The 20,125-nt window shown below is 69.0% G+C and carries 17 protein-coding genes and 2 pseudogenes; 15 read left to right on the top strand and 4 right to left on the bottom strand.

The genetic code is table 11. The annotated features are described in order from the left end of the window. The first annotated feature begins 142 nt into the window (after positions 1-142). From ruvC to K9U37_RS15390, 4 genes are read left to right on the top strand one after another with little or no spacing between them, the layout of a single operon-like run. Positions 143-697 carry a crossover junction endodeoxyribonuclease RuvC gene (ruvC, locus tag K9U37_RS15405; protein WP_243072428.1) on the top strand — a complete coding sequence of 185 codons (555 nt, stop codon included), beginning with the start codon at positions 143-145 and terminating at the stop codon, positions 695-697. After that, positions 694-1,287, top strand: coding sequence for a Holliday junction branch migration protein RuvA (gene ruvA, locus K9U37_RS15400; RefSeq protein WP_243072427.1), 594 nt, complete (start codon positions 694-696; stop codon positions 1,285-1,287). Before ruvC ends, ruvA begins: the two co-directional genes overlap by 4 nt. After that, positions 1,284-2,351: a Holliday junction branch migration DNA helicase RuvB gene (gene ruvB / locus K9U37_RS15395; protein ID WP_243072426.1), complete on the top strand. Its 1,068-nt coding sequence runs from the start codon at positions 1,284-1,286 to the stop codon at positions 2,349-2,351. Before ruvA ends, ruvB begins: the two co-directional genes overlap by 4 nt. Positions 2,352-2,373: 22 nt before the next feature. Then, positions 2,374-2,757: a DUF1304 domain-containing protein gene (locus tag K9U37_RS15390; RefSeq protein WP_243072425.1), complete on the top strand. Its 384-nt coding sequence runs from the start codon at positions 2,374-2,376 to the stop codon at positions 2,755-2,757. Positions 2,758-2,836: 79 nt separating this feature from the next. On the opposite strand, the gene K9U37_RS15385 is transcribed toward K9U37_RS15390, so the two are convergent. Both K9U37_RS15385 and gabT read right to left on the bottom strand, forming a co-directional pair. Further along, positions 2,837-4,273, bottom strand: a complete 1,437-nt coding sequence (locus tag K9U37_RS15385; RefSeq protein ID WP_243072424.1) for an aminobutyraldehyde dehydrogenase — start codon at positions 4,271-4,273, stop codon at positions 2,837-2,839. Positions 4,274-4,283: 10 nt separating this feature from the next. After that, a complete protein-coding gene (gene gabT, locus K9U37_RS15380) occupies positions 4,284-5,627 on the bottom strand; it encodes a 4-aminobutyrate--2-oxoglutarate transaminase (protein WP_243072423.1) in 1,344 nt (447 codons plus the stop codon). A gap of 41 nt (positions 5,628-5,668) precedes the next feature. Between gabT and K9U37_RS20585 the strand changes: the two are divergent. From K9U37_RS20585 to K9U37_RS15345, 9 genes and pseudogenes are all read left to right on the top strand, one after another. Continuing rightward, a pseudogene (locus tag K9U37_RS20585) lies at positions 5,669-6,043 on the top strand (transposase); the annotation flags it as partial. A 909-nt stretch (positions 6,044-6,952) separates the two neighbouring features. Further along, positions 6,953-7,132: pseudogene (locus K9U37_RS20700) on the top strand (IS5/IS1182 family transposase); the annotation flags it as partial. A 3-nt stretch (positions 7,133-7,135) separates the two neighbouring features. Next, on the top strand, positions 7,136-7,492 hold the full coding sequence (locus K9U37_RS20695; RefSeq protein WP_243071381.1) for a transposase: 357 nt from the start codon (positions 7,136-7,138) through the stop codon (positions 7,490-7,492). Between the two features lie 437 nt (positions 7,493-7,929). After that, the gene (yajC, locus tag K9U37_RS15370) at positions 7,930-8,280 is read left to right on the top strand and encodes a preprotein translocase subunit YajC (protein WP_243072421.1); all 351 of its coding nucleotides are present in this window, start codon (positions 7,930-7,932) and stop codon (positions 8,278-8,280) included. Positions 8,281-8,376: 96 nt separating this feature from the next. Beyond that, positions 8,377-10,206 carry a protein translocase subunit SecD gene (gene secD, locus K9U37_RS15365; RefSeq protein WP_243072420.1) on the top strand — a complete coding sequence of 610 codons (1,830 nt, stop codon included), beginning with the start codon at positions 8,377-8,379 and terminating at the stop codon, positions 10,204-10,206. Between the two features lie 4 nt (positions 10,207-10,210). Next, the gene (gene secF / locus K9U37_RS15360) at positions 10,211-11,485 is read left to right on the top strand and encodes a protein translocase subunit SecF (RefSeq protein WP_243072419.1); all 1,275 of its coding nucleotides are present in this window, start codon (positions 10,211-10,213) and stop codon (positions 11,483-11,485) included. A gap of 6 nt (positions 11,486-11,491) precedes the next feature. Further along, positions 11,492-13,144: an ABC transporter substrate-binding protein gene (locus K9U37_RS15355; protein ID WP_243072418.1), complete on the top strand. Its 1,653-nt coding sequence runs from the start codon at positions 11,492-11,494 to the stop codon at positions 13,142-13,144. Further along, positions 13,141-13,674 (top strand): adenine phosphoribosyltransferase, encoded by a 534-nt coding sequence (locus K9U37_RS15350; RefSeq protein ID WP_243072417.1) that lies wholly within the window; start codon positions 13,141-13,143, stop codon positions 13,672-13,674. Before K9U37_RS15355 ends, K9U37_RS15350 begins: the two co-directional genes overlap by 4 nt. Positions 13,675-13,722: 48 nt before the next feature. Next, a complete protein-coding gene (locus K9U37_RS15345) occupies positions 13,723-16,077 on the top strand; it encodes a RelA/SpoT family protein (RefSeq protein ID WP_243072416.1) in 2,355 nt (784 codons plus the stop codon). A 54-nt stretch (positions 16,078-16,131) separates the two neighbouring features. On the opposite strand, the gene K9U37_RS15340 is transcribed toward K9U37_RS15345, so the two are convergent. Both K9U37_RS15340 and K9U37_RS15335 read right to left on the bottom strand, forming a co-directional pair. After that, positions 16,132-17,136 (bottom strand): peptidylprolyl isomerase, encoded by a 1,005-nt coding sequence (locus K9U37_RS15340; RefSeq protein ID WP_243072415.1) that lies wholly within the window; start codon positions 17,134-17,136, stop codon positions 16,132-16,134. Positions 17,137-17,142: 6 nt separating this feature from the next. Continuing rightward, entirely contained in the window at positions 17,143-18,030 is an 888-nt protein-coding gene (locus K9U37_RS15335) for a peptidylprolyl isomerase (RefSeq protein ID WP_243072414.1), read from the bottom strand. A 116-nt stretch (positions 18,031-18,146) separates the two neighbouring features. Between K9U37_RS15335 and K9U37_RS15330 the strand changes: the two genes are divergently transcribed. Continuing rightward, positions 18,147-18,800: an MBL fold metallo-hydrolase gene (locus K9U37_RS15330; protein WP_243072413.1), complete on the top strand. Its 654-nt coding sequence runs from the start codon at positions 18,147-18,149 to the stop codon at positions 18,798-18,800. After that, entirely contained in the window at positions 18,797-20,056 is a 1,260-nt protein-coding gene (gene hisS / locus K9U37_RS15325) for a histidine--tRNA ligase (protein WP_243072412.1), read from the top strand. Before K9U37_RS15330 ends, hisS begins: the two co-directional genes overlap by 4 nt. Positions 20,057-20,125 lie beyond the last annotated feature (69 nt).

The raw sequence follows: 20,125 nt of genomic DNA, 5'->3' as shown, positions 1-20,125 counted from the left end.
AGAGCAGGAACTCGGCACCTGACGCGGCAAGCCAAAGCGAGGCAGGCTAAGCAAAATCTGCGAGGTATGTCGCTGCACCGCGCTGTCGCCGACAGCCGCTAAGGTATCGAACAGCTGTTCTACGACCGGTGAGAGGCGAGCTGTGCGGGTGATGGGAGTCGACCCAGGGTTGACGCGCTGCGGTCTCTCGGTGATCGAGAGCGGCCGCGGCCGCCATGTGATTGCCCTCGACGTCGACGTCGTGCGCACTCCCGCTGACGAGCTGCTGCAGCGCCGGCTGCTGACCATCAGCGACGCCGTCGAGCACTGGATGGACACCCACCATCCCGATGTCATCGCAATCGAGCGGGTGTTCTCCAACCAGAACGCGAACACCGCCATGGGCACCGCGCAGGCCGGCGGGGTGATCGCGCTGGCCGCCGCCCGGCGCGACATCGACGTCCACTACCACACCCCCAGCGAGGTCAAGGCCGCCGTCACCGGGAACGGCCGAGCAGACAAGGCACAGGTCACCGCGATGGTCACCAGAATCCTGCAACTGCAGCAGAAACCCACCCCGGCCGACGCCGCTGACGCGCTCGCCCTGGCCATCTGCCACTGCTGGCGCGCGCCGATGATCGCGCGGATGGCCCAGGCTGAGGCGATGGCCGCCGAACAGAAACGTGCGTATCAGGCCCGGCTGAAGGCGGCGAGATGATCGCCTCGGTGCACGGTGAAGTGCTCGACATCGCACTCGACCACGTCGTGATCGAGGCGGCCGGCGTCGGCTACAAGGTGATGGCCACCCCCGCCACGCTGGCCACGCTGCGCCGCGGGACCGAAGCGCGCCTCGTCACCGCCATGATCGTGCGTGAGGACTCGCAGACCCTGTACGGCTTCGCCGACGCCGACGCCCGCGACCTGTTCTCGACGCTGCTCGGGGTGTCGGGGGTGGGGCCGAAGATCGCGTTGGCCACCCTTGCGGTCTACGACGCGACCGCGCTGCGTCAGGCGCTGGCCGACGGTGACGTCACCGCGCTGACCCGAGTGCCCGGGATCGGCAAGCGCGGCGCCGAGCGCATGGTGCTCGAGCTGCGCGACAAGATCGGCGCGGTGACCAGTGCGGCCGGGGCGCCGGCGGCCTCCGGGCGCGCCGTCCGCGGGCCCGTCGTGGAAGCCCTTGTCGGACTTGGTTTTGCGGTCAAACAAGCCGAGGAGGCCACTGACAAGGTGCTGGGCGGCGATCCGGACGCCACCACGTCGAGCGCGCTGCGGGCGGCGCTGTCGCTGTTGGGCAAGACCAAATGAGCCGGTTCGAGGACGACGACGTCGACGACGTCTCCGAGCGGGACGTCTCGCCGATGCTCAGCGTCGGCGAAGGCGATATCGACGCCGGCCTGCGGCCCCGCACGCTGAGGGAGTTCATCGGCCAGCCGCGGGTGCGCGAACAGCTGCAGCTGGTCATCGAGGGCGCCAGGAACCGCGGCGGCACACCGGATCACATCCTGCTCTCCGGTCCGCCCGGGCTGGGCAAGACGTCGCTGGCCATGATCATCGCCGCCGAACTGGGGTCGTCGCTGCGGGTCACCTCGGGCCCGGCTCTGGAGCGCGCCGGTGACCTCGCGGCGATGCTGTCCAACCTCGTCGAGCACGACGTGTTGTTCATCGACGAGATCCACCGGATCGCCCGGCCCGCCGAGGAGATGCTGTACCTGGCGATGGAGGACTTCCGGGTCGACGTGGTGGTGGGCAAAGGCCCAGGGGCGACGTCGATTCCGTTGGAGGTCGCACCGTTCACGCTCGTCGGCGCCACCACCCGGTCGGGAGCGCTGACCGGTCCGCTGCGCGACCGGTTCGGCTTCACCGCGCACATGGACTTCTACGAGCCTGCCGAGCTGGAGCGGGTGCTGACCCGCTCGGCGGGCATCCTCGGCATCGAGCTGGACACTGAGGCCGGCGCCGAGATCGCCCGTCGCTCGCGGGGAACGCCGCGCATCGCCAACCGGCTGCTGCGCCGGGTTCGTGACTACGCGGAGGTGCGCGCCGACGGCGTGATCACCCGCGACATCGCCAAGGCCGCGCTGGCGGTCTACGACGTCGACGAGCTCGGCCTGGACCGGCTGGACCGCGCGGTGCTCACGGCGCTCACCAAGAGTTTCGGCGGCGGACCGGTGGGTGTGTCCACCCTGGCAGTCGCGGTCGGGGAGGAGGCCGCCACCGTCGAGGAGGTGTGTGAGCCGTTCCTGGTGCGCGCCGGCATGATCGCGCGAACCCCGCGCGGCCGGGTCGCCACACCACTAGCCTGGACGCACCTCGGGAAGGTGCCGCCGCCGCGCGCCAGCGGGCTCGGCCAGGCCGGGCTCTTCGAGTGAACCGTGACGAACGGAGCGCCACATGACCATCGCCGCACTGGTTTTCGCCGGCCTCGCCGCGCTGCTGCACGCCTATATCTTCGTCATGGAGTCACTCACCTGGACCATGCCGCGGACCCGCGCGGTGTTCGGCACCAGCGCTGAAGAAGCCCAGACCACCAAGGTTCTGGCGTTCAACCAGGGCTTCTACAACCTGTTCCTGGCGATTGTGTCGGCCGTCGGCATCATCGCTGTGGCCATGGGCCACAAAGGTGTTGGCGCGGCGTTGGTGTTCGCTGGCGTCGGCTCGATGCTCGCCGCCGCGGTGGTGCTGCTGGCCTCGTCACCGGACAAGGCCCGTGCGGCCATCATCCAGGGTGCCTTTCCGCTGATCGCCGTCGTCTTGCTGGTGATCGCGCTCGTCTAAACCGGTCCCTGGCGAGCAGACACAAAAGTCCCCGACACGCCGAGTGTTTGGGGACTTTTGTGTCTGCTCGCCAGGGGGCTCAGCCGCCCGTGTAGGCCATCACGTGCTTGATGCGGGTGTAGTCCTCGAGTCCGTACATCGACAGGTCCTTGCCATGACCGGAGGACTTGTATCCACCGTGTGGCATCTCGGCGACCAGTGGGATATGGGTGTTGATCCACACGCAGCCGAAGTCCAGCGCGGCCGACACCCGCAACGCCCGCGAGACGTCCTTGGTCCACACCGACGAGGCGAGGCCGTATTCGACGCCATTGGCCCACGCGATGGCCTCGTCCTCGTCGGCGAAGGACTGCACGGTGATCACCGGGCCGAAGATCTCCTCCTGGATGTGGCGATCGTTCTGCAGCAGACCGCCGATCACGGTGGGTTCGATGTAGAAACCCTTGTCGCCCTGGCGGTTTCCGCCTGCGGCGACGGTCGCGTGCGACGGCACGTCGGCCAGGAAGCCGAGCACGCGCTCGAGCTGGTTGGGGTTGTTGACCGGCGGCACCCAGGCGTCCTCGTCGTCGGCGGCGCGACCGAAGGTGGTGGCCGCACCCTTGGCCTGCTCGGCCAGCGCGGCGGTCAGTTCCTCGGCGACGCCGGCGCGGGCCAGCACCCGGGTCGCCGCGGTGCAGTCCTGACCGGCGTTGAAGTAACCGGCGACCGCGATACCCTCTGCGGCGGCGGCGATGTCGGCGTCGTCGAAGACGATGACCGGCGCCTTGCCGCCGAGTTCGAGATGGGTGCGCTTGAGGTTGCCGCCCGCGCTGACCGCGACGGCACGACCGGCGGCCACCGAACCGGTGATCGACACCATCTGCGGAGTCGGATGGGCCACCACCGAAGCGCCGGTGACCCGGTCGCCGCACACCACGTTGAGCACGCCCGGCGGGAAGTGTCTGGCGGCGATCTCGGCCAGCATCACGGTGGAAACCGGGGTGGTGTCGCTGGGCTTGAGCACCACGGTGTTTCCCGCGGCGATGGCCGGACAGAACTTCCAGATTGCCATCATCATCGGGTAGTTCCACGGCGCCACCTGGCCGACCACGCCGACAGGCTCGCGACGGATCCACGAGGTGTGGTTCTCCATGTACTCGCCGGCGGACTTGCCCTCGAGAATGCGTGCCGCGCCGGCGAAGAACCGGATCTGGTCGACCATCGGGGGGATCTCTTCGGCCAGCGTGACGTGGTTGGGCTTGCCGGTGTTGCGTCCTTCGGCGGCCACCAGGTCGGCGGCGGCCTTCTCCACGTCGTCGGCGAACCCCAGCAGCGCCTTCTGTCGCTGCGACGGCGTGGTGCGCTTCCAGTCGGCGAACGCCTTGGCCGCGGCTGCGTAGGCGTTGTCGATGTCCTGTTCGTTGGAAATCGGTGCGGTGCCGTACTTCTCACCGGTGGACGGGTCGACGATCGGCATGGTGGCCCCGCTGACGGAGTCTACGAGTTCGCCGCCGATGAAGTTCTTCACAGTTGTCATGCGAATCTCCTTACTTGATCTCGGCGAGGAGCCCGGCCAGCACGTCGAGGCCTTCCAGCAGCAGGTCGTCGCTGATGGTCAGCGGCGGCAGGAAGCGCAGGATGTTGCCGAATGTGCCACAGGTGAGTACCAGCACACCCTGCGAATGAGCTTTGGCGGCAAGGGTTTTGGTCAGGTCGGGATCGGGGTCGGCGCTACCTGACTTCACCAGCTCGACGGCGATCATGGCACCACGGCCGCGGACGTCACCGATGCGGTCGTCGTCGGCCTGCATCCGGCCGAGCTTGTCCTTCATCAGCGCCTCGATGTGCTTGGCCCGGTCGAGCAGCCCGTCGAGCTCGATGGTCTCGATGGTGGCCAGCGCCGCCGCGCACGCCACCGGATTACCGCCGTAGGTGCCGCCGAGCCCGCTCACGTGCGGGGCGTCCATGATCTCGGCGCGGCCGGTCACTGCGGCCAGCGGCAGCCCGTCGGCGATGCCCTTCGCGGTGACGATCAGGTCCGGCTCGATGCCCTCGTCCTCGCAGGCGAACATCGCACCGGTGCGGGCGAATCCGGACTGCACCTCATCGGCGATGAACACCACGTCGTTGTCCGCGCACCACGCGCGCAGCGTCGGCAGGAAGCCGGGCGCCGGAACGATGAACCCGCCCTCGCCCTGGATGGGTTCGATGATGACCGCGGCCAGGTTGGCGGCGCCGATCTGTTTGTCGATGACGCTCAGCGCCCGCTCGGCAGCCAGTTCGCCGTCGGTGGCCCACTCCTTGTCGATCAGGCCGTCGCGGTAGGGGTAGGACATCGGGGCGCGGTAGACCTCCGGCGCGAACGGACCGAAGCCGCTCTTGTAGGGCATCGACTTGGCGGTCAGCGCCATGGTGAGGTTGGTCCGGCCGTGGTAGGCGTGGTCGAAGGCCACCACCGCGGTCTTACGGGTGTAGGCCCGGGCGATCTTGATCGCGTTCTCCACCGCCTCGGCGCCGGAATTGAACAATGCCGAGCGCTTCTCGTACGAACCAGGCGTGAGCCGGTTGAGGTGCTCGGCGACGGCGATGTACTGCTCGTAGGGCGTCACCATGAAACACGTGTGGGTGAAGTCGGCAACCTGCGCGCGCACCGCGTCGATGACCCGGGGTGAGGAGTTGCCGATCGTCGTCACCGCGATGCCGGAGCCCAGATCGATGAGCCGGTTCCCGTCGACGTCCTCGATGATGCCGCCGCCGGCCCGCCCCGCAAAGACCGGCATCGTGACACCCACAGCGTGCGATACCGCCGCGACGCGGCGCTTGGCCAGTTCGACGGACCCTGGTCCGGGGATCTCGGTGACGAGTTTGCGGCTCTGCTCGACGGTGGTCACGACAGTTCCCCTAGGAGGGCACTGAATAACCCCTCCGGTGGGTGGCGTGTCTGACGGCCGTGGGTGGTGTGTCGTGTGATGATGTTGTGGTGCAAGGGATTACGCGGTCGGAGCGGGAGTTGTTGGACGCGCAGGCGCTGGTCGGGGAGCTGGTGCCGGAGGGGAGCGTGTTCGCGTTTCTGGCTGAGCACCGGGCGGAGTTGTTTCCGGATGAGTTCATCGCCGACCTGTTCCCCTCGGCGACGGGGCGGCCGTCGCTGCCGGCGGATCTGGTCGGGTCGGTGCTGGTGCTCAAGGAGCTCTACGACCTATCCGATCCGCAGACCGCGGAGGCGTTGCGGTTCGACATCCGGTGGAAGGTGGCGTGTGGACGGTCGTTGAGCCAGACCTCGTTCGATCCGTCGACGCTGGTGTACTGGCGCAAGCGGATCGCAAGGTCGGATCGCCCGGACCGGGTGTTCGACGCGGTCGCGCGGGTGATCGCCGACACCGGGGTACTGACCGGGCGGCGTAAGCGGTGCGTGGATTCGACGGTGTTCGACGACGCGGTCGCCACCCAGGACACGGTGACCCAGCTGGTGGCGGCGATGCGGAAGGCGGCGCGGCTGGTGCCCGGCGCGGCCGCGGTGATAGCGCGGGTCGCGAAGCTGGACTACGCGAAACCCGGCAAGCCGGACATCGATTGGGACGACCCTGCTGCCAAACAGGAGCTGGTGTCGGTGCTGGTGTGTGACGCGTTGGCGGTGCTGGCCGAGCTGACCGGACCGGACGCGCCGCAGCGGGAGGCGACCGCGGCGGACGCGTTGGGTTTGTTGGCGTTGGTCGCCGGGCAGGACGTGGAACCCGCCGACGGCTCCGACGGCACCGACGGGCGGTGGCGTATCGCCCGCAAAGTCGCCCACGACCGGGTGATCTCGACGGTGGACACCGAGGCCCGGCACACCCGCAAGTCGAAGTCAAACCGTAAGGACGGATTCCGCGGGCACGTCGCGACCGAACCGGAGACCGGGTTGATCACCGACACCGAGCTGACCAGGGCCGCCGGCGAGGAGGGCAGCGACGCCGTGGTCGGAGAGCAGATGATCGCCCGCGACAGCTACCACGGCACCGGCGCCGACGACGCGGGCCCGGACGCGGCCCCGCCCACCGCCGACACGCCGCCCGCCGCCGACACACCGGGCGGCACCGATGACGGTGCGACGCAACCGGATCCGGCCCGAAGCCGGCACACGGGCGAGGACTCCTCCTCATCCTCCTGGGTTGGTGCGGTTGTCGATGGGGTGGCCGCCGGGACCGCCGAGAACGGGCGCCGGTCGGGGCTCGAGGTGTACGGCGACTCCGCGTACGGCACCGGCGAGGCCCGCGCGAAGTACCGCGACGGCGGGCACGACACGGTGATCAAACCGAAGCCGCTGTGCCCGGCCGTGCCCGGCGGGTTCACCCTCGACGACTTCACCATCGACGGGCAGGCGCGCACCGTCACCTGCCCGGGCGGGCACACCCGGGTCATGAGCCCTAAACGCAGCGTCACCTTCGGCAAGCTGTGTGCCGGTTGCCCGCTGCGCGACCAATGCACCACCGCCGCCGACGGCCGGTCGATGAGCATCCACGAGCACCAGGCCCTGCTGCGCGCGGCCCGCGCGCAGGCCCGCACCCCTGAGTTCGAACGGGACTACCCGACCCGGTCCAGCGTGGAACGCATCATCGCCTGGGTCGCCACCCAGCGTGGGCGCCGGGTCAAGCTGCGCTACCTCGGTGTCACCAAGAACCACGCCTGGCTGCGCAACCGGGCCGCCGCGATCAACCTGCGCACCCTGGTCAACGCCGGCCTCACCCACCGCGACGGGGCCTGGGCCCTGACCTGACCGCCAGCGCCTCCGGACCGACCCAGTTCACCACCAGCCACCAAGTCACCGTGACGTCGGCCCCAGTTCCCACCAACGCATTTCGGGAAATCCCGGACCACCGCCGCCACGCCGGCCAAGATCCGACCCACCCGTTGTTCAGTGCCCTCCTAGGCGAAGGCGGCGCTGGACGAAGCGGTCGATCAGAGCCTATCGGGGAGAACGCGCGACGCAACTGAAAACGTGGTGAGCGGGGGGAGATTTAATGGCTTGCGTCGTTGAGAGACTGATTTTCGACGGAATCGGTTGTCGTCAGCCGGGAAATGGTGCCCCGTCGACCCGGTCGACGGTGGTGCGACCGATGGCCTGCACCGCCAATGGCACACTGGTCACTTAGGAAGCCCGTGGCCGGCCGGTCACGCGGCCGTTGTCCCCGCACCCGATCTGAAAGTGCTGTCATGGATCTAGTCATCTTCCTGCCCCTGATCATCATCATGGGCGCGTTCATGTGGTTCGCCTCGCGCCGGCAGCGCAAGGCCATGCAGGCCACCATCGACCTGCACGAGTCGCTGCGCGTCGGCGACCGCGTGCACACCACCTCCGGCCTGCAGGCCACCATCACCGGCATCACCGACGACACCGTCGACCTGGAGATCGCCCCGGGTGTAGTGACCACCTGGATGAAGCTGGCCGTCCGCGACCGCGTCGAGCCGGAGACCCCCGAGATCGACGAATCGGCGCCCGCTTCGTCGGCGTCGACCGCGGCCGAGATCACCGAAAGCGACGCGGACCGCCTGACCAAAGACTGATCGCCAGTCTCGCCCCGTACCCTCTAGCGAGAACCGACGCATCTCGCACGCACCTTGCCGAGCGGATCGCGGCACACACCTAGGAGAGACAACAACGTGGCATCGTCTTCGGCGCCGGTGCATCCGTACCGCTACCTGGCGCTGTTCCTGGTCCTGCTCATCGGCGTCTACCTGCTCGTTTTCCTCACCGGCGACAAGCACGCCAAGCCCAAACTGGGCATCGACCTGCAGGGTGGCACCCGTGTCACGCTGACCGCGCGCACCCCGGACGGCTCCAAGCCCACCCGCGATGCCCTCAACCAGGCGCAGCAGATCATCGGCGCGCGTGTGAACGGTCTGGGCGTCTCGGGCTCGGAGGTGGTGATCGACGGCGACAACCTGGTGATCACCGTTCCCGGTAACGACGGCAACGAGGCCCGCAACCTCGGGCAGACCGCGCGGCTGTTCATCCGGCCGGTGATCGGCCAGCCCATCCCGGTCGAGGCGATCAAGCAGCAGACCCAGCAAGCCGCGGGTCAGCCCGGCGGCCCCGGCGGCCCGCCGCCCGGCGCACCTCCGGTCGAACCACCGCCGGCTGCACCGGCGGTGGAGAACCCGGCTGCGCCGGCGGTGGAGAACCCGGCTGCGCCGGCGCCGCAGCCGCGGCCGTATCCGCTGGAGCCCACGCCCAGCCCGGGGGAGCCCACCCCTGGTGCGCCGGCCCCGTCGACGGCGCCGGGCCCGGGTGACCAGGCCCCGCCGGCCGCGGCCCCCGCACCGGGCCAGCCGGCGCCGCCGCCCGGTCCGCCGGACCCGCGCAAGGACCTCGCCGCGCGGATCAAGTTCGAGAAGGAACTGCGGCAGAGCACCAACCAGAACCTGCTCCTGCTGGCCGTGCAGTACATGGCAGGCAAGTGCGACCAGGAGGACGTGCTCGCCGGTAACGACGACCCCGACCTGCCGCTGGTGACCTGCTCGCAGGACCACAAATACATCTACGTACTGGACAAGTCGATCATCAGCGGCGACCAGATCAAGAACGCGTCCTCGGGCTTAGACCAGCAGAGCGGCGCCTACGTCGTCGATGTGGAGTTCAAGGACAAGGCCGCCACCACGTGGGCCGACTTCACCGCCGCCAACATCGGCACCCAGACGGCGTTCACCCTGGACTCCCAGGTGGTCAGCGCCCCGCAGATCCGGGAGGCCATTCCGGGCGGGCGCACCCAGATCAGCGGCGGCAACCCGCCGTTCACCGCCGACACCGCCAAGCAGTTGGCCAACGTGCTCAAGTACGGTTCGCTGCCGCTGTCGTTCGAGTCGTCGGAGGCCGAAACAGTCTCGGCGACACTGGGATTGACATCGCTTCGGGCCGGCCTGATCGCCGGTGCCATCGGCCTGGCCCTGGTGCTGGTGTACTCGCTGATCTACTACCGCGTGCTCGGGTTGCTGACGGCGCTGTCGCTGGTGGCGTCCGGCGCCATGGTGTTCGGCATCCTTGTGCTGCTCGGCAGATACATCAACTACACGCTGGACCTCGCCGGTATCGCCGGTCTGATCATCGGTATCGGAACCACGGCCGACTCGTTCGTGGTGTTCTTCGAACGCATCAAGGACGAGATCCGAGAGGGCCGCTCGTTCCGTTCGGCGGTGCCGCGCGGTTGGGCGCGGGCGCGCAAGACGATTCTGTCGGGCAACGCCGTGAGCTTCCTGGCCGCCGCCGTGCTGTACTTCCTGGCCGTCGGCCAGGTGAAGGGCTTCGCGTTCACCCTCGGCCTGACCACCATTCTCGACGTCGTCGTGGTGTTCTTGGTCACCTGGCCGCTGGTGTACCTGGCGTCGAAGTCGACGACGCTGTCCAAGCCGGCCTTCAACGGGCTGGGCGCAGTGCAGCAGATCGCCCGGGAACGCCGGGCCGCTACTACTACGGTCTCGACGGGACGTGGGTAAGGCCATGGCTGACACCACTGACACCACCGACACCAACGACACCACTGACATCACCGAGGACGGCGACACCGTGACCGAGGCGACCGAACCGGAGTCCACCGCGGTCGAGGCCGTCGAATCGCAGCTGCCGCGCCACAGCTTCTTCACCCGCCTGTACACGGGCACCGGCGCCTTCGAGGTGGTCGGACGCCGCAAGCTGTGGTTCGCCATCAGCGGTCTGATCATCGCGATCGCGGTGGCCAGCATCGTGCTGAGGGGCTTCACCTTCGGCATCGACTTCCAGGGCGGCACCAAGGTGTCGTTCCCGCGTGGCGATGCCACCGTCAGCCAGGTCGAGGAGACCTTCCGGCAGGCGATCGGCAAGGACGCCGAGGCGGTGGTCGTGGTCGGCAACGGCTCGGCCGCCACCATGCAGATCCGCTCGGAGACGCTCAACAGCGACCAGACCGCGGAGCTGCGCGACGCGCTGTTCCAGAAGTTCCAGCCCAAGGGGCCCGACGGCAAGGCCAGCCCGACGGCCATCAGCGACTCGGCGGTCTCGGAGACCTGGGGTGACCAGATCACCAGGAAGGCGCTCATCGCGCTGGCGGTGTTCCTCGTGCTGGTCGGTATCTACATCACCATCCGCTACGAGAAGTACATGGCGGTCTCGGCGCTGGCCGCGCTGGGCTTCGACCTGACCGCGACCGCGGGCGTCTACTCGCTGGTGGGCTTCGAGGTCAGTCCCGCCACCGTCATCGGTCTGCTGACCATCCTGGGCTTCTCGCTCTACGATACGGTCATCGTGTTCGACAAGGTCGAGGAGAACACCCACGGCTTCGAGCACACCACCCGGCGCACCTTCGCCGAGCAGGCGAACCTGGCCATCAACCAGACCTTCATGCGGTCGATCAACACCAGCCTCATCTCGATCCTGCCGGTGCTGGCGCTGATCGTGGTCGCGGTTTGGCTGCTTGGCGTCGGCACCCTGAAGGACCTGGCGCTGGTCCAGCTGGTCGGCATCATCGTCGGCACCTACTCGTCGATCTTCTTCGCCACGCCGCTGCTCGTAACCCTGCGGGAGCGCACCGACAAGGTACGCACCCACACCCGCCGGGTGGTCAACCGGCGCAAGCCGGCCGCCGCGAGCTCGGGTGCCACCGAGACCACCGAGGCCGCTGCCACCGAGGCGGTTGCGGTCGCGGCCGGCAACAAGCCGGCTCCGGGCGCACGCCCGGTCCGTCCGTCCGGTTCGCGCGCGGGCCGACCAACGGGCAAGCGCAGCACTCGAGGGCGTTAACGCGACATGGCTGTAAGGCGCCGGCGCGCCGCCGCTGTCGCAGTGGCGGCTGTCCTGACCGTCCTCGCACCGGCGGCGTTGACGGGCTGCACGGGTAGCGCCGCCGACCAGATCAACTACGCCGTCGACGGAACACTGGTCACCTACAACACCAACACGGTGGTGGGGGCGGCCTCGGCGGGCCCGCAGGCCTTCGCGCGGGTGCTCACCGGCTTCACCTTCCATGGACCCGACGGGCAGGCACTGGCCGACCACGACTTCGGCTCGGTGGCAGTGGTCGGCCGGGACCCGCTGGTGCTCGACTACCAGATCGCCGACAACGCGGTGTACTCCGACGGCAAGCCGGTGACCTGTGACGACATGGTGCTGGCCTGGGCCGCGCAGTCCGGGCGGTATCCGGCGTTCGCGTCGGCCACCTACGGCGGCTACGTGGACATCGCAGGCATCGACTGTCAGCCGGGGCAGAAGAAGGCCCGGGTGACCTACGCGCCGGGCCGCGCCGTCACCGACCACATGCAGATGTTCACCGCGACGTCGCTGATGCCGTCGCACGTGCTGGCCGACGAACTCGGCATCGACGTGACCCAAGCCCTGCAATCCGGTGATCCGCCGGCCGTCGACCGCATCGCACAGGCCTGGAACACCACCTGGGACCTCAAGCCCGGGATCGATCTGAAGAAATTCCCGTCGTCGGGCCCGTACAAGATCGACTCGGTGCTGCCCCAGGGCGGGGTGGTGCTCACCGCCAACGACCGTTGGTGGGGGGCCAAGCCCGTCACCAAGCGCATCACGGTCTGGCCGCGCGGCGTCGACGTCCAGGACCGCCTCAACAACGGCACGTTCCAGGTGGTCGACGTGGCCACCGGCTCGGCGGGCACCCTGACCACACCGGACGGCTACCAGCGCTCCGAGCTCCCGTCCGGCGGCGTGGAGCAGCTGATCTTCGCCGCGCAGGGTCCGCTGGCGGCGACGCCCGCGCGGCGCGCGGTGGCGCTGTGCACGCCGCGCGATCTGATCGCGCTGAACGCCGAGACGCCGATCTCCGACGTGCGCCTCAACTCGGCGAGCGACGACGCGTTCAGCGGCATCGAAGGTGTCGGCACCGGCGGGCAGTTCGGCGCGGCCAACCCCGACGCGGCCCGGGCCTCGCTCGACAACCAGCCGCTGACGGTCCGGATCGGCTACCAGGCGCCCAACCCGCGGCTGGCCGCCACCGTCGGGTCGATCATCAAGGGCTGCGCGCCGGCAGGCATCACGGTGGTCGATGCGACGTCGGACTCCACCGGCCCGCAGACACTGCGCGATGGCCAGATCGACGCGCTGCTGGCCAGCACCGGCGGCGCGACCGGCAGCGGATCGACCGGATCTTCGGTGATGGACGCCTACGCGCTGCACACCGGCAACGGCAACAACCTGCCCGGCTACTCCAACCCGCAGATCGACGGGATCATCGCCGCGCTGGCGGTCACCACCGATCCCAAGGAACAGGCCCGGCTGCTCGGCGACAGCTCGCCGATCCTCTGGGGCGAGATGCCGACGCTGCCGCTGTACCGTCAGCAGCGCACGGTGATCGCCTCGAAGAAGATGTATGCCGTGGAAGGCAATCCGACCAAGTGGGGCGCGGCCTGGAACATGGACCGATGGGTGTACGAACGATGAGTTCCACCGGGTCGGTCGCCGACGTCATCGCCTCGCTGACCCGCGAGGTGTCCGACTTTCCCGAGCCGGGCATCCAGTTCAAGGACCTCACCCCGGTGCTGGCCGACACCCACGGCTTCGCCGTGGTCACCGGCGCGCTGGCCGAGATCGCCGAGGGTGCCGACCTGGTGGCCGGTATCGACGCCCGGGGTTTCCTGCTCGGCGGCGCGGTGGCCCACCGGCTCGGTATCGGTGTGCTGGCCGTCCGTAAGGGCGGCAAGCTGCCGCCACCGGTGCACCGGCGGACCTACGACCTGGAATACGGCACGGCGACGCTGGAGATCCCGGCCCACGGCATCGATCTGACCGGGCGCCGGGTCGTCATCGTCGATGACGTCCTGGCCACCGGCGGCACCGTGGCCGCCGCCCGCGACCTGCTGGTCACTGCCGGCGCCAAGGTGCCCGTGGCGGCGGTGGTGCTGGAGCTGTCCGCCCTCGGCGGGCGCGCCAAGGTGGCCCCGCTGCCGGTGAGCAGCCTGCACGCCGTCTAGAGGCGATATCCTCGCTCTACGAGGGCGTGCGCATGCGAGGAGGTGACCATGGCGGACGAACCGGGCAGCGGCGCGGCGGTCCAGCCCCTGCCGGTCGCCGAGATCCCGCCGGTCGAGCCGCGTGCGGAAACCCCGAGGACCTCCAGCAGCGCGTCGCGGCGGGTCCGCGCCCGGCTGGCACGCCGGATGACCGCCCAGCGCAGCACCGTCAACCCAGTACTCGAGCCGCTGGTCGCCGTGCACCGCGAGATCTATCCGAAGGCCGACCTGGCGATCCTGCAGCGCGCCTACGAGGTGGCCGAGCTCAAGCACGCCGACCAACTTCGCCGCTCCGGTGACCCCTACATCACCCATCCGCTGGCCGTGGCCAACATCCTGGCCGAACTCGGCATGGACACCACCACGCTGGTGGCCGCGCTGCTGCACGACACCGTCGAGGACACCGGCTACACGCTCGACGCGCTGACCGCCGACTTCGGGGAGGAAGTAGGCCACCTCGTCGACGGCGTCACCAAACTGGACAAGGTGGTGCTGGGCAGCGCCGCCGAGGGCGAGACCATCCGCAAGATGATCATCGCGATGGCCCGCGACCCCCGGGTGCTCGTCATCAAGGTGGCCGACCGACTGCACAACATGCGCACCATGCGTTTCCTGCCGCCCGAGAAGCAGGCCCGCAAGGCCCGCGAGACGCTGGAAGTCATTGCGCCCCTTGCGCATCGACTGGGGATGGCCACGGTCAAGTGGGAGCTGGAGGACTTGTCCTTCGCGATCCTGCATCCCAAGCGCTACGACGAGATCGTCCGCCTGGTCGCCGACCGGGCGCCCTCGCGCGACACCTACCTCGCCAAGGTGCGCGCCGAGATCAACGCCGCGCTGAGCGGGATGAAGATCAACGCGGCCGTCGAGGGCAGGCCCAAGCACTACTGGTCGATCTACCAGAAGATGATCGTCAAGGGCCGCGACTTCGACGACATCCACGACCTGGTCGGTGTGCGCATCCTGTGTGACGAGATCCGCGACTGCTATGCCGCCGTGGGCGTTGTTCATTCGCTATGGCAGCCGATGCCCGGCCGGTTCAAGGACTACATCGCCCAGCCCCGCTACGGCGTCTACCAGTCGCTGCACACCACGGTGGTCGGCCCGGAGGGCAAGCCGCTGGAGGTGCAGATCCGCACCCGCGAAATGCACCGCACCGCCGAATACGGCATCGCCGCGCACTGGCGCTACAAGGAAGCCAAGGGCCGCAACGGTGTTCCGCATCCTCATGCCGCGGCCGAGATCGACGACATGGCCTGGATGCGCCAGCTGCTCGACTGGCAGCGGGAGGCCGCCGACCCCGGCGAGTTCCTCGAGTCGCTGCGCTACGACCTCGCGGTCCGGGAGATCTTCGTGTTCACCCCCAAGGGCGACGTGATCACCCTTCCGGCCGGGTCGACCCCGGTGGACTTCGCCTACGCCGTGCACACCGAGGTCGGCCACCGCTGCATCGGCGCCCGGGTCAACGGCCGGCTGGTTGCTCTGGAGCGCAAGCTCGAAAACGGGGAAGTGGTCGAGGTTTTCACCTCTAAGGCGCCCAACGCCGGACCCTCACGGGACTGGCAGGGCTTCGTGGTGTCCCCGCGCGCCAAGGCCAAGATCCGGCAGTGGTTCGCCAAGGAACGCCGCGAGGAGGCACTCGAAGCAGGCAAGGACTCCATCGCCCGCGAGGTGCGCCGCGGCGGACTTCCGTTGCAGCGCCTGGTCAACGGTGAGGCGATGTCGGCGCTCGCGCATGAACTACGCTACGCCGACGTGTCGTCCCTCTACACCGCCGTGGGGGAGGGCCACGTCTCGCCGCGGCACGTGGTGCAGCGGCTGCTGGCCCAGCTCGGCGGCACCGACAGCGCCGAAGATGAACTGGCCGAACGGTATACGCCCGCCACCACGCCGGTGCGCCAGCGGAGCATCGATGACACCGGTGTCGCGGTGCCGGGCGCTCCGGGAGTATTGACCAAACTGGCCAAGTGCTGCACGCCGGTTCCCGGCGACAACATCATGGGGTTCGTCACCCGCGGCGGCGGGGTCAGCGTGCACCGCACCGATTGCACCAACGCCGCATCGCTGCAACAGCAGTCCGAACGCATCATCGAGGTCACCTGGGCACCGTCGCCGACATCGGTGTTCCTGGTCGCCATCCAGGTCGAGGCACTCGACCGGCACCGGTTGCTGTCCGACGTAACCCGGGTCCTTGCCGACGAACGGGTGAACATCCTCTCGGCGTCGGTGACCACCTCCAACGACCGGGTGGCCATCAGCCGGTTCACCTTCGAGATGGGCGACCCCAAGCACCTCGGGCACGTCCTCAACGCCGTCCGTAACGTCGAGGGTGTGTACGACGTCTACCGCGTGACAAGCGCGGCCTGAACCGAGGCGACACTGATCACCGGCGCGGCGGCGGGGCTGGGCGCCGAACTGCGCTCAATCCAGCCGGACCGAGGTGACGGTCACCGCTTTCTTGGGTTTCTCGTCGTCAGGGTCTCCGGTGATGCCGGCCTCGGCGATGTTGTCGACAGTGGCCAGGCCGGTGCTGTCGACCGTGCCGAACACCGTGTACGTCGGCGGCAGCATCGAGTCGCGGTAGACGATGAAGAACTGGCTGCCGTTGGAATCCGGTCCGGCATTGGCCATCGCCAGCGAGCCTCGCGGATACCGCACAGCCTGCTGCAGTGCCGGGTCGAACGGCCGGTACTGGTTGGTGGGGTACTCGTTGGCGAAGCGGTAGCCCGGCCCACCGCGACCGGTGCCCGTCGGGTCACCGCACTGCAGCACCGCCAGCGCCGCCGACGCGGTGAGCCGGTGGCACGGGGTGTTGTCGAAGTAGCCCTGCTGGGCGAGGCTGACGAAACTGTTGACGGTGCACGGTGCCCTGGCGTTGTCCAGTTGCAGGCCGATCGCCCCGTCGTTGGTGGTCATGGTGGCGTTCACGGTCGCCGGGGCGGTGGGGACCTTGCCCGTACGCGGCGGCTTGGCGGGTTTGTCGGCCGGTGTGATGGTCGCCGGGTAGGTGCAGTTGGCGCCGAGGCCGGCCGGCGGGTTGAACGCCGGCAGCCGGTCCCCGCCGGGGACCCGGGGGCTGCTCGGAATGCCCGCACCGTCGTTGCGTGCGGCCTCCTCCCTGAGGACTCGGGCCATCCACGAGAACAGCGCCACGCCGAGCACCAGGGCCACGATCGTCAACGCGGTCACCAGATAGCTGATCACCAGCCCGGCCATCGCGAGGCCGCGGCCCTCCTCGCCGGTGCGCTTGATCTGTGACAGCGAGATGTGCCCGAACACGATGCCCAGCGGTGCGAACACGAACGCGCACACCAGCGAGGCGATCGCCATGCCATTGGTCTGCGGCGGTGCCGGATACGGGTAGGGGCCCGGGCCGTACGGCGCACCGTAGGGCGGCGGTGGCGGGGAGTACGGCGGTTGGGTCATCGCCGGTCAGTCAAGGAGCACCGACTTGATCTGGACGTCGGTCGTCGGCTTGCCGTCCCGGCCGCCGCCGGCCACACCGCCCGCGGCGATCTTGTCCAGGGTCGCCAGACCGGTCGCGTCGATGGTGCCGAACGCCGTGTAGTTCGGCGGGAGCTGCGAGTCCTTGTAGACCAGGAAGAACTGGCTGCCGTTGGTGTCCGGGCCGGCGTTGGCCATGGCCAGCGTGCCGCGCGGGTAGGTCACCGGCTGCTGCAGACCGGGATCACCCTTGGGGTACTGGTCGGTGGGGTACTCATTGGCGAACTGGTAGCCCGGGCCGCCCGAACCGCTGCCGGTGGGGTCGCCGCACTGCAGCACCGACAGCGACGGCGAGGTGGTCAGCCGGTGGCACGGGGTGTCGGTGAAGAAGCCCTTCTGGGCCAGGCTGGCGAAGCTGTTGACGGTGCACGGCGCCTTGGCGTTGTCCAGGATCAACCCGATGTTGCCCTGGTTGGTGGTCATGCTGATGCTCACCGTGGCCGGGTCGGTGGGCACCTTGCCGCTGTTGGGCGGGGCGACCTGCTTGCTGGCCGGCTCCGGCGATGCCGGGTACTGGCAGTTGGCGCCCAGGTCGGCCGAGGCCGTGAACGGCGGCAGCTGCCCGTTGGCCGGCGGGGCCGACGTCGGACCGCCGGAGGCCGAGGGGGCTGCACTGCCGGCCGACGACACGGTGCTACCCGACTTGTCCTTGTCGGTCAGGACGAACGTGGCCACCAGCGCGACGGCGGCGGCGATCACCAAGATGCCGCCGATGATGGCCATCAGGCGACGTCGCTTGGCCTGTTGGTCGCGGCGCTCCAGCTGCCGCTCGAGTTTGCGCTTGGCCGTCGCACGTCGCTGTTCGTTGGTGGGCACCGCGGTGAGCCTCCGAGTCCTGCAGTCGGTGGGGATAAGTCGGCACCGAGTGTGCCAGCTAATCCTGAGCCGAGGGGGCGCGACCCACACGAACCGGGGATGGGAGACTGGACAACGTGTTGCTCACCGGGTTCCCGGCCGGCATGTTGGCGTGCAACTGCTACGTGCTGGCCCCGCGCAAGGGGTCGGACGCCGTCGTCGTCGACCCCGGTCAGCGCGCGATGGGGACGTTGCGGCGCATCCTCGACGAGAACCGGCTGACCCCGGCGGCGGTGCTGTTGACCCACGGCCACATCGACCACATCTGGTCGGCGCAGAAGGTGGCCGACACCTACGGCTGCCCCGCGTTCATCCACCCCGAGGACCGCCACATGCTCTCGGACCCGATTCGTGGCTTCGGCCCGCGCGTGGGCCAGATGGCACTGAGCGCGCTGTTCCGCGAGCCCCAGCGGGTGGTCGAACTCGACCGCGACGGCGCGGTCCTCGATTTCGGCGACGTCGCTGTCACCGTCGACCACACGCCCGGGCACACCCGAGGGTCGGTGGTGTTCCGGGTGGAGAACCATGCGTTCACCGGTGACACCCTGTTCAAGCAGTCGGTCGGCCGCACCGACCTCCCCGGCGGCAGCGGCAACGCACTGCTGGGCTCGATCGTCGAAAAACTGCTGGTGCTCGACGACGACACCCTGGTATTACCGGGACACGGTGAATCGACCACCATCGGTCTCGAGCGCCGCACCAACCCGTTCCTCGAAGGTCTGACCCTGTGAGCGAATTTCAGGCACCCAAGGGTGTCCCCGATTACCTGCCGCCCGAGTCCGCGGAGTTCGTCGCCGTCCGCGACGGTCTGCTGACCGCCGCGCGCCGCGCCGGCTACGGCGACATCGAGCTGCCGATCTTCGAGGACACCGCGCTGTTCGCCCGTGGTGTGGGCGAGTCCACCGACGTGGTGTCCAAGGAGATGTACACCTTCGCCGACCGCGGCGACCGGTCGGTGACGCTGCGGCCCGAGGGTACCGCGGGCGTCGTGCGCGCGGTCATCGAGCACGGACTGGACCGCGGCGCCCTGCCGGTCAAGTTGTGCTACGCCGGCCCGTTCTTCCGCTACGAGCGCCCGCAGGCAGGCCGCTACCGGCAGCTGCAGCAGGTCGGGGTGGAGGCGATCGGTGTCGACGATCCGGCGCTGGACGCCGAGGTGATCGCCGTCGCCGACGCGGGGTACCGCTCGCTGGGACTCGACGGCTTCCGGCTGGAGATCACCTCGCTGGGCGACGACACCTGCCGGCCGCAGTACCGCGAGCTGCTGCAGAACTTCCTGTTCAAGCTGGATCTGGACAACGAAACCCGGCGGCGCGCCGAGATCAACCCGCTCCGGGTCCTCGATGACAAGCGCCCGCACATGCGGGAGATGATGGCTGATGCGCCGGTGATGCTCGACCACCTTTCCGATGCCGCCAAGCAGCACTTCGCGACGGTGCTGGCCCACCTTGACGCGCTCGGGGTGCCCTACGTCATCAACCCGCGGATGGTGCGCGGCCTGGACTACTACACCAAGACCACCTTCGAGTTCGTCCACGACGGCCTCGGCGCGCAGTCCGGGATCGGGGGCGGGGGCCGCTACGACGGGCTGATGAGTGAGCTCGGCGGCCAGGACCTGTCGGGCATCGGCTTCGGTCTGGGCGTGGACCGCACGATGCTGGCGCTGCGGGCCGAGGGCAAGACGGTGGGCACCACCACTCGCTGCGAGGTATTCGGTGTTCCGCTGGGCGAGCAGGCCAAGCTCGAGCTCGCCAAGGTGGCCGCGAGCCTTCGGTGGGCCGGGGTGCGCGTCGACCTGGCCTACGGCGACCGAGGGATCAAGGGCGCCATGCGGGCGGCCGACCGCTCGGGCGCCCGCATCGCACTGGTTGCCGGGGACCGCGACATCGATGCGGGCACCATCGGCATCAAGGACCTGTCCACCGGCGAACAGGTCGACGTGCCCGCGGATTCGGTTGTGGCCGAAGTGCTTTCAAAACTGGGCTGAGAACGCACCGCCGGGTCACCGCCCGCACCGGGGCGCCGGTCAGCATTCCGGCGGCGAGCGCGGGAGCCG

Source organism: Candidatus Mycolicibacterium alkanivorans (assembly GCF_022760805.1).
GTDB classification, from domain to species: domain Bacteria; phylum Actinomycetota; class Actinomycetes; order Mycobacteriales; family Mycobacteriaceae; genus Mycobacterium; species Mycobacterium alkanivorans.
Note: the sequence above shows the minus strand (reverse complement) of the source record. Positions and strands in the feature narration are given on the sequence as shown.